A 12,746-nucleotide genomic window follows, 5' to 3' on the forward strand; every position below is an offset into this window, starting at 1 on the left:
CGATTCGAGAGCTGACCCCTCACCCTACGGCAGTGGGACCAGGGAATCCGGGGCACCGCTCGGAGTAAGATTCTGGCAATGAGATCTTTGGTGACCGCGGTGATCGCCGCAATCGAGGCGGTCGCCGTGGCGCTCGCCGGAATCGCCGTCGTCGCGGTTCCCGCAGTGCTGGTCTGGGTCATCACCTTCGGCCTCGCGGCCGAACCGGCGTCGGTCGCGGCCGACGTGACGGGCATCTGGCTGCTGGCGCACTTCGTGCCGCTGCACTTCTCGCTGTCAGCGGAGACGGCGCTCGGCCTGGGGCTCGCGCCGGAAGCGCTCAGCTTCACCCTGTCGCTCGTTCCTCTCGGCATCACGCTCATCTCGGTGCTGCTCGCACTGCGCGCGGGATGGCGGTTCGCCGGCCGTGGCGGGGTCGGCGCCATGGGCGTGCTCGGCGGCGCCGTCGGATTCGGGGCCGTCGCCCTCGCCGCAGCGGCACTCGCCGCGCCCCTGATCGAAGGCTCAGCGGTCCAGGCAGCGCTCAGCGCCGCCGCCGTGTACGGTGCCGCGTCGTGCGCGGCGTTCCTGGTGCGTGCCGGGCGCGACGGGCACCCGTGGTGGGAGTCGGGCGTGAGGATCGCGTTGCGCGGGCTCGAATACCTGGGGGTCCGGTTCGGAGCAGCATTGCCGAGCCGTGCGGCCGAGATGTTTCGTCTCGCGGCGGCAGCGTTCGCGCTGATGCTCGGTATCGCCGCGCTGGGCTTCGCCGTCGCTGTGGCGGTCGGCTATGCCGATGTCACGGCGCTGGCGCAGAGTCTGCAGCTCGATCCCATCGGGTCGCTCACATTGTTCCTCGCGCAACTGGCGCTCGTGCCGCTGGCGATCGTGTGGAGCCTCGCGTGGATGTCGGGAGCCGGCTTCGAGATCGGCGCCGGAAGCTCGGTCACCCCATTCGAAACGCTGCTCGGCCCGCTCCCAGCCTTGCCCATGCTCGGCGTGCTTCCCGACGGTTGGGGTGAGCGCGGGGCGCTGGCCCCGGGAGTACTGGTCATCGCCGCGCTCGCTCTCGGCGTGCTCTTCGCGCGCCGACCAGGGATGCGCCGGGCCTCGTGGCAGGCCGCCGTGTCGATCACGGTGCTCGCCGCGGTGCTGTCAGGACTCTCCGTCGCCGGCCTGAGCGCCCTTGCGCGCGGGTCGATGGGGCCGGATCGCCTCGCGTCGAACGGCCCCGACCCCTGGCTCACCGGGGGGCTCATCGCGCTCGAGGTGGGCGGGGGCCTGCTCATCGGCGTCATCGCGGGACGCTTTGACGCGGCGAAGTTCCGCGCCGCGCTGCCATCCGTCGTTCCAGCGGCGGTTGCGTCGGGCGGTCTGCTGCCTGGCCGAGCAGCAGCCGCAGACCCTGCTCCCGGTGCCGGCGTCGGTGCCGGTGCCGACGCCGGTGGCGACCGCGACGACGTCGACTTCGAGACGACGGTCGACGAGGCACTCGTCCTGGCCGCGGATCGAGATGCCGCCAGAGGACGGCGCGCTGTCGAAGACGCGACCGCCGACATGCACGAGATCGACGCGATGCGTACCGCAGGTGACGAAACCGACGCGTTCGACACTGCGGCCTTCGACGCCGAAGCATTCGGCACTGAGCCGACCCGTGCCGAGGCGAGCGACGGTCAAGAGTTCGGCACCGAGACGTTCGACACCGAGACCTTCGACACGGAGGCGTTCGATACCGAGGCGTTCGATACCGAGGCCTTCGTGCCGGCCGAACCGCTGCGTTCCGGCTCCGACGAGCCGACAGTCGATGATGCCTCGGACGAGGGCGAGGCGGAGTCACGACCCGACGCCCGTCGCGATTCCGACGAGCTGATCGACGAGGCGACACTCGTGCAGGCCTATTCGTGGGACGCGGAGGCGACGCCCAGCGACGACGCGGCGGAGGAGCCGAAGCCCGAACGTCGATCGGGTTGGCGGTGGCCGGGGCGAGGGCACTAGGGTAAGAGGGCAATCCACGGGAGTCCCGGCGCGCGGGGCTGAGAGGGAGCACGCGAGCTCCGACCGTTCACCTGATCTGGTTCATGCCAGCGGAGGAAGGACGCCTCAATGACGCCTACGCCCAATTCTCATCGTGTGCGGCACCGCGCACTGCCCGCGCTCGCGCTCGGGGCACTGCTCTGCCTCGGAGCGAGCGGATGCGCGAGCGGTGCGGGGCAAGCGCCGGATACGAAGACGGTGACGCTCGCCGTCCACGACTCGTTCCCGAACGATGATTTCGCTGCGGCCGCCAGCGCAGCGACCGGGTACGACGTACAGGTCGTCTCGGCCGGCGACGGGGGAGAGCTCACGAACAAGCTCGTACTCACCCAGGGTGCGCCCATCGCCGATGCGTTCTTCGGCGTCGACAACATCTTCGCCTCGCGTCTCATCGACAACGACGTGGTCGCCGACTACGCTCCAGCGCAGCTGCCCGAGGGCGCTGAGCAGTTCGCCGTCGACGGCGATCCGGCTTCCGGCCTCGTCGCCGTGGACCATGGCGCGACCTGCATCAATATCGACACCGCTTGGTTCGCGGATCAGGGGATCTCGGAGCCGCGAACCTACGACGACCTGGCGAAGCCGGAGTATCGCGATCTCACCGTGCTGCTCGACCCGACCGCTTCGTCGACGGGGGCCTCGTTCCTCGTCGGCACCGTCGCCGAATTCGGGGAGGACGGCTTCGCGGACTACTGGCAGCGGCTCGTCGACAATGGAGCGCGCATCGAGCAGGGGTGGAGCGACGCGTATTACGGTCAGTTCACCCAGGGCGGCGAAGCGGGTACGCGGCCGATCGTGGTCTCCTACGCTTCGTCTCCGGCCTTCACGGTCGACGAGGCTGGCACGGCGTCGAGCACTGCCGCGCTGCTCGACACGTGCACGCGGCAGGTCGAGTACGCAGGGGTGCTGAGGGGTGCTCAGAACGAGGCCGGCGCCGAGGCCGTGGTCGACTATCTCGTGTCGCAGGAGTTCCAGCAGACCATTCCGGACGCGATGTACATGAACCCCGTCGATGCGGCTGTGGAACTGCCCTCGGCATGGACGGAATTCGCGCCGTCGCCCGCGCCGGGGCGGACGCACGACCTCAGCTCCCGCGAGATCGAGTCGGGTCGCGAGGACTGGCTCAAAGCCCTGAGCGAGCAGATCGGCCTCTGATCATCCGCCCGACTGGCCGAGGCGCCCCACGTGCCGCTCTCGGCCCGTGGGGCGTTGCAGCGTGGACGCTGGCGGCGGCCCTGCCGCTCGCGTTCCTCGCCCTGTTCTTCGTTTGGCCGGTGTTCTCGCTCGTCGCGACAGGGTTCGTCGACGGGGGACGACTCGATCTGAGCGGTCTGCCAGAGGTGTTCGGCGCCGAACGCACCTGGCGGGTCATCGGCCAGACGTTCGCCCAAGCGGGGCTCGCGACTGCGCTCTCCCTCGCGCTCGGGGTGCCAGCCGCCTACGCGCTCTACCGTCTCGATTTTCGCGGCAAGCGGGTGCTGCAAGGGGTGCTCACGGTGCCGTTCGTGCTGCCCTCGGTGGTTGTCGGCGTCGCCTTCTCGGCGTTGCTCGGACCGGGAGGGCCGCTGGGATCGTGGGGGCTGGACCAGAGCTTCGCCGCGGTCGTACTCGCACTCGCATTTCCGAACGTCGGCGTCGTCGCCCGCATGGTCGGCGGGTTCTGGGCCCGCCTCGACGACACCTCCGAGCAGGCCGCGCGAGTGCTCGGCGCATCACGGGTGCGCGCCTGGTGCATCGTGACACTCCCCGCGCTCGGCCCCGCCATCGCGTCCGCCGCGGCGCTCGTGTTCCTCTTCTGCTCCACCTCGTTCGGCATCGTGCTCATTCTCGGCGGCACCGCCTTCGCGAACGTGGAGACGGAGATCTACCGGCTCACCGTTCAGTTCCTGGACCTCCGCGGCGCGGCGGTGCTGTCGATCGCCCAGTTCGCGATCGTGGCCGCCGCGCTCGCCGTGTCGGCGCAGTTGCGCCGCGCCGGAGAGCGCGCGGTCGTGCTGCGCGAGGAGCGGGGGCGCGGAACGCCTCCACGGCGAGTCGATGCTCCGGTGCTGACGCTGGTGGGGGCGACGCTGCTGCTGCTGCACGTGCTCCCGCTCACCGCTCTGGTGACGCGCTCGCTGAGGGACCGGGAAGGGAGGTGGACGCTGGCGAATTACGCCGCGCTCGCAGATCCGCCGGAAGCGCTGCCGATCGATGGCACGGTGCTCGAGGCCATCGGAGCCTCGCTCCGCATCGCCGCGGTGGCTGCCCTCATCGCTATCGTGCTCGGCATGCTGCTGGCCCTCGTCCTCTCCCGTCGCCCTCGCACCCGATCGCTCCGACGGGGCATCGAGGCCTTCGACGCGCTCGTGATGTTGCCGCTCGGCGTATCAGCAGTGACACTGGGCTTCGGTCTGCTCCTGACCATGAATCGGCCGCTCGGCATCGGGTTCGATCTGCGAACTTCGACTGTCTTGATCCCGATCGCTCAGGCCCTCGTCGCGCTGCCGCTCGTCGTGCGCACGCTGCTGCCCGTGCTCCGGGGAATCCCGACCGAGCTGCGCGACGCGGCGTCGTCGCTCGGCGCCGGCCCGCTCGCGATGCTGCGCACCATCGATCTGCCCCTGCTCGGACGTTCCGCGGGGCTCGCGCTCGGCTTCGCCTGTGCGACCTCGCTGGGGGAATTCGGAGCCACGTCCTTCCTCGTGCGACCCGGGGAGCAGACGCTCCCGGTCGTGGTCGCCGCGCTGATCGGCCATCAGGCACCCGAGAGCTACGGGGCCGGGCTCGCGGGGGCGGTCGTGCTCGGCGTGCTGACTGCCGGCATCATGCTGGCGGCCGAACGCTGGCGCACGGACGGGAACCGGGAGTTCTGATGGTGGATCTGGATCTCGAGGAGCTCGCCGACTGCGACGTGCTGCTCATCGACGGCCGCTCCGGCTCGGGGAAGACGCATCTCGCGGAGCGTATGGTGCAGACGTTCGCGGACCTGCGCCGGCCTGCGCAGGTGCTGCACGTGGAGGCGCTGTACCCGGGGTGGGATGGGCTCGCCGCCGGGTCGCTCGCGCTCGCGGCCGCGCTGCGAACGAGCAGCTACCGTGCGTACGACTGGATCGCGGCTGCATTCGGTGCCCGCGAGCGCATCGAACCGCGGGTTCCACTCGTGATCGAGGGATGCGGTGCGATTACCGCTGAGAACCTCGCAGCGGCCGAGAACTGGGCCGCCGCCGCAGGAGCGGCACTGCCTCGGGTGCGCAGCGTCTGGCTCGAGGTCGAGGCGGTGACGCGAAAGCGCCGCGCGCTCGCACGCGATGGTGAGGTCTACGCCCCGCACTGGGACCGCTGGGCCGCCCAGGAGGAGGAGCTGTACGCCTGGCACCGTCCGTGGGAGCTCGCCGATCGTACGATCACCATCTCCGCCTGCGACGACCCGATCGGGTGATTAGAAGGCCACCGGGACTTCTGCGTCCTCGAGCGCCTGACGCACCTCGTCGCTGTGGAACGCCTCTGCGAGTGCGGCGACCTCCGGCGAATCGGCGTTGTCCTCGCGGGATACGAGCGAAACGGCGAACTGAGGGTCCTGCTCCACGGCGATCGCATCCTCATCCGGTGTGAGGCCCAGCTGGCGGGCGAACGTGCCGTGCAGGAATACGGCGTCGGCCTCAGGGTACGCCGCCGAGAGCTGCATGATGTCGACCTCCACGAAATCGAGGTTCTTGGGGTTCTTCGTGATGTCGTCGACCGTCACCGACCAGGTGTCGGCGTCTGCGTCGAGCTCGATCAGTCCGGCCTTCGCGACCATCTGCAGTGCCCGGGCGGCGTTCGAGGTGTCCTGCGGAATGACGATGCGGCCTCCTTCCGGCACTTCGTCCATGCTCGCGTGCGTGCTCGAGTACATCCCGACCACGGTCAGATACACGGGCTCGATGACCACGAGCGACGCGTCGTTGCCCGCGTTGAACTCTTCCATGAACGGCGGATGCTGCACGAAGTTGGCGTCGAGCTCCCCGTGCTGCAGCATCGAATTGGGCTGCACGTAATCGGCGACCTCGACGAGCTCGATCTCGTACGGTGCCTCAATCGCCTCGGCTGCGGCCTCCACGACGTCAGTCATCGGAGAGGTGGTCGCCGCGACCTTCAGCGTCCGCGTCTCCTGGCCTCCTCCTGCGCCCGAGCCATCGGCAGCGTCTGGGCCAGTGGCGCAGCCGGCGAGGGTCAGGAGAGCGGCGGTGGCGGCAGTGGCGGTGATGATCAGGCGATGGCGCATGGGGTGCTTTCTGTCGAGGATGGGGGATCGAGGGGGAGGGTCGTCCGCACCGCTCAGCGGTGATCGATCGCGCGGGAGACGCGTGTGCCGACGCTCTGCAGCAGCATGACGCAGGCGACGATGAGCGCGATCGTGACGTACATGAGAGTGAAGTCGTACTGGTGGTAGCCGTACCGCATCGCGAAGTCGCCGATGCCGCCTCCGCCGACGACGCCGAGCACGGTGGAGTAGGAGACGAAGCTGATGGTCGCCGATGTGAGTGCGTAGACCAGACCGGATCGCCCCTCGACGAGGAGGAAGCGGAACACGGTCTGCGGAATGCTCGCGCCCATCGACTCCGCCGCGAGCAGCAATCCGCTCGGCAGTTCGAGCAGAATCTGCTCGGTGAGGCGGGCGTAGATGGCGACCGCGACGAAGCCGAGCGGGAAGGTCGCGGCCACGGTGCCGAAACTCGTGTCGAAGACGAGGCGCGTGAGGGGAATCATGAAGACGACGAAGAGCAGGAACGGGAAGGAGCGCACGATGGTGACGTACGCGTTGGCCGCGCTCCAGATCGCACGTCTCGGCATGACGCCGCCCGGTCGTGTGAGGGTGATCACGATGCCGAGCGGAGTGCCGAGGACGACCGCGACGATGATCGACGCGAGCACCATGTAGCCCGTCTCGCCCAGTGCTCGGGCGATCTCTCCGCCGTGCTCCCCGAAGACACGGTCGAGCTCGTTCCAGAAGTTCAAGATGCGAGCCTCGATTTCACGTGATCGAGGTATCGGGGCTCCCGGTGCTGTGCGACTCGGGGAACCTCGACGATGTCGAGCAGGCGTCCTCGCTCGAAGACCGCTGCGGCGTCGCACACGGCCTTCACCGCGTCGAGTTCGTGGGTGACCAGTGCGATCGTCGTTCCGAACTCCGCCCGGGTCGCCTGCAGCAGTTCGAGAATCTCCGCCGTCGTGTGCGTGTCGAGCGCGGACGTGGGTTCATCGCACAGCAGCAGTTCAGGGTCGGTGACGAGTGCGCGGGCGATCGCCACTCGCTGCTGCTGCCCCCCGGAGAGCTGAGCCGGATAGCGGTCGGAGAGCCCTGCGAGCCCGACGAACTCCATCATGGCGGTCACGCGCGCGGGGTCGCGGCGATGCTGCAGGCGCAGCGGGAGGGCGATGTTCGCGCGCACCGTGAGATTGCCGAGCAGGTTGAAGTGCTGGAAGACGACGCCGATCCGGTGCCGCATGGCGCGCATCTCTCGAGGGCCGAGCGCGGCGAGATCCGTACCGCTGACGATCACGCGTCCGCTGGTCGGCAGATCGAGACCGTTCATGAGTCTCAGCAGCGTGGATTTCCCCGCGCCGCTCTCGCCGAGCACTCCGAAGATCGAACCGCGAGGAATGTCGAGGCTGACATCGGAGAGCGCGTCGACCTCCGCCTCACCGTGAACGAAGCGACGACTCACGCCGTCAAAGACGACCGCCGTCGAAGTGGTCGTTGCGTCGCTCATCAGCTCTTCACCACAGTGCTTTCATGAAACATATTAATTAGACTGGGTCTAACATAGAGTGCGCAGCCCGCAACCGCAAGTCACGTCAGGAGCACCATGCCGAGCAGCGAAACGACGCACCGAACACCCGAGCCACCGATCTACACCGCAGTGGCCCGCAACTCCGACGGCATCAGCGGGGAGAGCTTCGTCGACGGCGGCCTGCGCGTGCGCGTCGCGTCGCCGACCGCGGAGAACCGGGCGGGAGCCACGAACCCGGAGGAACTGCTCGCCCTGTCGTGGGCGACATGCCTGAACGCGGCAGCTCGCGTCGTCGCGGGGCCGGGCACCGACGTCGAAGCAACCGTGGAGATCTCGCTGCACCCGCGGGCCGACCAGGGGTTCGAATTCTCAGGAGCCGCCGAACTGCGCTTCGACGGCGTACCGCTCGACGAGGCGCACGCGCTCGCCGCAGCCGCGCACGAGCGCTGCCCGGTGTCCCGCATGCTCAGCGGTCGCTCGGCGGTACGGGTGACGGCCGTCGCGTAAACTGATGCGGTGCTGAAAATCGCGGTTCTCATCTCCGGTGGCGGCAGCAACCTCAAGGCGCTGATCGACGCGACCGCCGACCCCGATTTCCCGGCAGAGATCGCCTGCGTGGGCTCGGACACCGACGCGCCCGGCCTGGAGCACGCGCGCGCCGCAGGGATCCCCGCATTCGTCGTGCGACCCCGCGACTCGGACTCTCGGGAGGCGTGGGGCGAGGTGCTCGCCGCGGCGATCCAAGAGCACCACGTCGGCACCGGCCCGCACCCCGGTCTCGTGGTGAGTGCCGGACTCATGCGTATTCTTCCCCCGGGCTTCGTGCGCGCTTTCAGTCCCCGCCTCATCAACACGCACCCGGCACTGCTTCCCGCATTCCCCGGGGCCCACGCGGTGCGCGACGCGCTCGCCGCCGGCGCCGAGCGCACCGGGGTCACCGTGCACGTCATCGATGAGGGCGTCGACACCGGCCCGGTGCTGCGACAAGCCGCCGTCGACGTCCGTCCCGGCGAGACCGAAGCCGAGCTCCACGAGCGGATCAAGCAGCTCGAACGCCCCCTGCTCGTGCAGACCGTGCGAGAGATCGCACTCGGAGAGCTCGCGCTGCCCGGCGCGCGGTGATCCTGCGCTCGATCAGCGCCTCAGCACCCGAATCGTATCCAGACTGCGAACACCGACCTAAGGAGTCCCGCCGCATGGCAGTTCAGAGCCACGACCCCAGCCTCTACGAGCACCGCGACGTCGTGCCCGTACGGCGCGCGCTGATCTCGGTCAGCGACAAGACGCGCTTGCTCGACCTTGCCGGCGCGCTCGCCGAGAACGGGGTCGAGATCGTCTCGACGGGTTCGACCGCTGCGACGATCCGCGAGGCGGGCCACGCCGTCACCGATGTCTCCGAGGTCACCGGATTCGCGGAGGCCCTCGACGGCCGCGTGAAGACACTGCACCCCGCCGTGCACTCCGGCCTGCTCGCCGACCTGCGCCTCGCCGACCATCGCGCGCAGCTCGACGCGCTCGGCTACGCGGCGTTCGAGCTCGTGGTCGTCAACCTGTACCCCTTCGAAGAGACGGTCGCATCGGGCAAGCCGGCAGCCGACGTCATCGAGAACGTCGACATCGGCGGCCCCGCGATGGTGCGGGCGAGCGCGAAGAACCACGCGAACGCGGCGATCGTCGTTTCGCCCGGACGCTACGACGAGATCATCGCCGCCGTGCGGGCCGGCGGAACGACGCTCGCCCAGCGCCGCTCGCTCGCCACTGAGGCGTTCGTGCACACGGCGCAGTACGATGCCGCCGTGGCGAACTGGTTCCTCGAGCAGGAGGACGCCGAGTGGGGAGAGGCGCCTGCCGCCGAAGCCGATTCGAGCGAGGCGTCGATCGACAGCATCTTCGAAACCACCGAGGGGTACGTCGGCTACGAGGTCTTCGGGCTCCGCGAATCGGTGCTGCGGTACGGCGAGAACAGCCATCAGCGGGCCGCACTCTTCACGGAGAACGAAGGATCGGGCATCGCACAGGCCGCGCAGCTCCACGGCAAGGAGATGTCGTACAACAACTACGTCGATGCCGACGCCGCGCTCCGCGCCGCGTTCGATCATGAGCGCCCCGCCGTCGCCATCATCAAGCACGCGAACCCCTGCGGCATCGCCGTCGCGCCAGAAGGCGCGGCCGACCCGATCGCCGCCGCTCACGAACTCGCGCACGCGTGCGACCCTGTCTCCGCGTTCGGCGGCGTGATCGCGGCGAACCGCATCGTCACGAAGGCGATGGCAGAGACCGTCGCCGGCATCTTCACCGAAGTCATCGTCGCTCCCGGCTTCGAGCCCGACGCCCTCGCCGTGCTCACGCAGAAGAAGAACGTGCGACTGCTGGTGCTGCCGGCCGACTACCAGCCGAACCCCGTGGAGCTGCGTCAGGTCTCCGGCGGGTTCCTGCTGCAGGATTCCGATCGCTCCTTCGCACCGGCATCCGAGTGGACGCTCGCGACGGGCGAGCCCGCTGATGCCGCGACGCTCGCAGATCTCGAGTTCGCGTGGCGTGCGAGCCGCGCCGTGAAGTCGAACGCCATCCTGCTCGCGCAGGGGGGTGCTTCGGTCGGTGTCGGCATGGGCCAGGTCAACCGCGTCGATTCCTGCCGCCTCGCGGTGGAGCGCGCGGGAGACCGCGCGCGCGGATCGGTCGCCGCCTCCGACGCGTTCTTCCCGTTCGCCGACGGCCTGCAGGTACTGCTCGACGCCGGCGTGCGCGCGGTCGTGCAGCCGGGCGGGTCGGTCCGAGACCCCGAGGTCGTCGATGCGGCTCAGGCAGCAGGCGTGACCATGTACTTCACGGGCGAGCGGCACTTCTTCCACTGATCCTCTGATCTGCGGTTTTTTCCTTCATTCATCTGGTGTGAGCAAGCCTCGCCTACGTTGCGGCAGGGTGCTCGCCCCGGGAGAATCGAGACGTGGAAATCGTCAAGGGAATACTCATCGTCTTGCACATCGTCGGATTCGGCGCGGTGTTCGGCAGCACGCTCGCACAGTTGTCGGCGGTGAAGGAAGCACGCGCTCGTATCACTCCTGGCATCTTGCACGGCGCGTGGTTGCTGCTGGCGACCGGCCTGCTGCTCGTCGGCATGGTCTACGCGACCGGAGGCCAGCCGAACAACGCGAAGATCGGCGTGAAGCTCGTCGTGCTGCTCGTACTGATCGCAGTCGTGCTCATCGGCCGGAAGAAGCAGCCCGTTCCGGGTGGATTCCTGGGCGCCATCGCCGGATTGTCGGTGGTGAACGTGGTGCTCGCCGTGCTCTGGCACTGATCGTCGATGAACGAAGACCCCCGGGAGGCTGAGCCTCTCGGGGGTCTTGCTGTGTGCCGGCGGGTCCGTTTGCGCCCGTCGCGCGGTGGATTCGGGTTCGTGCGGGTCGGTTGCGGTGGGGGTTAGTGCCAGCGTGTGCCCCAGTGGTGTGATTGGCCTGCTGGGCTGATGTGTTGGGGGATGCCTAGCGGGTTGGTGTCTTGGAGTGCTTCGGGGAGGAGTGCTTGGGGTGCGTTCTGGTAGGCGACGGGTCGTTGGAAGCGGGTGATGGCTGCGGTGCCGACGGAGGTGGAGGAGTCGTTCGTTGTCGCGGGCCAGGGGCCGCCGTGCTGTTGGGCGGGGGTGACGGCGACGCCGGTGGACCAGCCGTTGAACAGGACGCGGCCGACTTGGTTCGCGAGGGCGGCGATGAGGGCGCGTAGTTGGGGGGCGTTGTCGGTTTCTCCGGTGGCTTCGGCTTCGCTGATGTGGAGGGTGCCGGAGAGGTTGCCTTCGTAGAACTCGGGCATGAGGGCTGCGAGGTCGGTGCCGGTGGGGGTTTCGACGAGGATGGAGAGCGGGCCGAAGGATTCTTCGAGGAGGGTGTCGCGTCCGGTTCGGAAGTCGTCGAGGCTGATCGCGATGATGGTGGGGGTGGCCCAGCCCTGTCCGTCGTCGTCGAAGCGGATGCCGCCGGGGATTAGCGGGTTCGCTCCGGCGGTGCCCAGTACGGCGGTGCGGCGTTCGTCGTAGGATTTCGCGATGCGGGGGTCGAGGAGGCGATGCTCGGGGACGTCGGTCGCGTTGTGGGTGATGGCCTGGGGGAGTGCGCTGCCTGCGGGGATGAATGCGAAGCCGGGCTTGGTGCAGAGCTGGCCGGCGGAGCCTGCGACGCTGGCGAGGTAGCCGGTGGCGATCTCGTCGGCGCGTTCCGTGATGGCGTCGGCGGTGATGAAGACGGGGTTGACGCTGCCGAGTTCTCCGAAGAACGGGATGGGTGCTGGCCGGTTCGCGGCGATGTCGGCGAGGATGCGGCCGACGCGGATGGAGCCGGTGAAGGATCCGGCTTTGATGCGGGGGTCCTGCAAGACCTGCACTCCGGCTTCGCGGCCGTGGATGAGTTGGAAGGTGCCTTCGGGCATGCCTGCTTGGGTGAGTGCGCGTGTGGCGACTTCCGCGGTGGCGTCGGAGAGGTCTGGGTGGCTGGAGTGGGCTTTCACGATGAGTGGGCATCCTGCTGCGAGGATCGCTGCGGAGTCGCCGCCCATGACGGAGAACGCGAAGGGGAAGTTGGAGGCGGAGAAGTTGATGACTGGGCCGAGGGGGATGTGGGTGCGGCGGATATCGGGGCGTTGGCCGAGGGCGAAGTCGGGGTCTGCGGGGTCGATGCGGGCGTCGAGGTAGCCGCCGTCGACGATGGTGTCGGCGAAGAGGCGGAGTTGGACGGCGGTGCGGGTGACTTCGCCGGTGAGTCGGGCTTGGGTGAGGCCGGTCTCGCGGAGTGCGATGTGTACGAGGTCGGGTGATGCGGTTTCGAGGGCGTCGGCGATGGCGACGAGGGCTCGTGCTCGTTGGGTGGCGGTGGTGGTGGCGAGGTGGGGTGCGGCGGTGGTGGCGCGTGCGATGACGGCCTCAAGATCAGGAGAAAGCGCTTCGTGAGTCATGCATCGATCCTTCGTTGTCGGGGCATCAGTGCT

At 68.7% G+C, this 12,746-nt stretch carries 12 protein-coding genes and 1 riboswitch; of the genes, 8 read left to right on the forward strand and 4 right to left on the reverse strand.

What is annotated here, in order from left to right:
* Nucleotides 1–78: 78 nt before the first annotated feature.
* From WFH23_RS01680 to WFH23_RS01695, 4 genes are all read left to right on the forward strand, one after another.
* Nucleotides 79–1,974 (forward strand): cell division protein PerM, encoded by a 1,896-nt coding sequence (locus WFH23_RS01680; RefSeq protein WP_336661374.1) that lies wholly within the window; start codon nt 79–81, stop codon nt 1,972–1,974.
* Between the two features lie 6 nt (nt 1,975–1,980).
* Nucleotides 1,981–2,089, forward strand: a riboswitch (TPP riboswitch).
* Nucleotides 2,083–3,168 (forward strand): thiamine ABC transporter substrate-binding protein, encoded by a 1,086-nt coding sequence (locus tag WFH23_RS01685; RefSeq protein WP_336661375.1) that lies wholly within the window; start codon nt 2,083–2,085, stop codon nt 3,166–3,168. Its footprint overlaps the riboswitch before it by 7 nt.
* Nucleotides 3,169–3,287: 119 nt before the next feature.
* Complete coding sequence (locus WFH23_RS01690) at nt 3,288–4,868, forward strand: ABC transporter permease (protein WP_336661376.1); 1,581 nt, start codon at nt 3,288–3,290, stop codon at nt 4,866–4,868.
* Complete coding sequence (locus WFH23_RS01695; protein WP_336661377.1) at nt 4,868–5,434, forward strand: hypothetical protein; 567 nt, start codon at nt 4,868–4,870, stop codon at nt 5,432–5,434. The genes WFH23_RS01690 and WFH23_RS01695 overlap by 1 nt, the downstream gene beginning before the upstream one ends.
* Here WFH23_RS01695 and WFH23_RS01700 read toward each other — a convergent pair whose 3' ends face one another.
* From WFH23_RS01700 to WFH23_RS01710, 3 genes are read right to left on the reverse strand one after another with little or no spacing between them, the layout of a single operon-like run.
* A complete protein-coding gene (locus tag WFH23_RS01700) occupies nt 5,435–6,259 on the reverse strand; it encodes a MetQ/NlpA family ABC transporter substrate-binding protein (protein ID WP_336661378.1) in 825 nt (274 codons plus the stop codon).
* Between the two features lie 53 nt (nt 6,260–6,312).
* The gene (locus tag WFH23_RS01705) at nt 6,313–6,993 is read right to left on the reverse strand and encodes a methionine ABC transporter permease (RefSeq protein WP_090147210.1); all 681 of its coding nucleotides are present in this window, start codon (nt 6,991–6,993) and stop codon (nt 6,313–6,315) included.
* Nucleotides 6,990–7,748, reverse strand: coding sequence for a methionine ABC transporter ATP-binding protein (locus WFH23_RS01710; RefSeq protein ID WP_336661379.1), 759 nt, complete (start codon nt 7,746–7,748; stop codon nt 6,990–6,992). The genes WFH23_RS01705 and WFH23_RS01710 overlap by 4 nt, the downstream gene beginning before the upstream one ends.
* A 96-nt stretch (nt 7,749–7,844) precedes the next feature.
* Between WFH23_RS01710 and WFH23_RS01715 the strand changes: the two genes are divergently transcribed.
* From WFH23_RS01715 to WFH23_RS01730, 4 genes are all read left to right on the forward strand, one after another.
* Entirely contained in the window at nt 7,845–8,276 is a 432-nt protein-coding gene (locus tag WFH23_RS01715) for an OsmC family protein (protein ID WP_336661380.1), read from the forward strand.
* Between the two features lie 9 nt (nt 8,277–8,285).
* The gene (purN, locus tag WFH23_RS01720) at nt 8,286–8,891 is read left to right on the forward strand and encodes a phosphoribosylglycinamide formyltransferase (protein ID WP_090147218.1); all 606 of its coding nucleotides are present in this window, start codon (nt 8,286–8,288) and stop codon (nt 8,889–8,891) included.
* 74 nt (nt 8,892–8,965) lie between these two features.
* Entirely contained in the window at nt 8,966–10,624 is a 1,659-nt protein-coding gene (purH, locus tag WFH23_RS01725) for a bifunctional phosphoribosylaminoimidazolecarboxamide formyltransferase/IMP cyclohydrolase (protein WP_090147221.1), read from the forward strand.
* Between the two features lie 92 nt (nt 10,625–10,716).
* Nucleotides 10,717–11,070: a hypothetical protein gene (locus WFH23_RS01730; protein ID WP_090147223.1), complete on the forward strand. Its 354-nt coding sequence runs from the start codon at nt 10,717–10,719 to the stop codon at nt 11,068–11,070.
* Between the two features lie 122 nt (nt 11,071–11,192).
* Here the strand turns inward: WFH23_RS01730 and WFH23_RS01735 are convergent, their stop codons facing one another.
* Nucleotides 11,193–12,713 carry an aldehyde dehydrogenase (NADP(+)) gene (locus tag WFH23_RS01735; protein WP_336661381.1) on the reverse strand — a complete coding sequence of 507 codons (1,521 nt, stop codon included), beginning with the start codon at nt 12,711–12,713 and terminating at the stop codon, nt 11,193–11,195.
* Between the last annotated feature and the right edge of the window lie 33 nt (nt 12,714–12,746).

Source organism: Leucobacter sp. USHLN154 (assembly GCF_037145595.1).
Classification (GTDB): Bacteria; Actinomycetota; Actinomycetes; order Actinomycetales; family Microbacteriaceae; genus Leucobacter; species Leucobacter alluvii.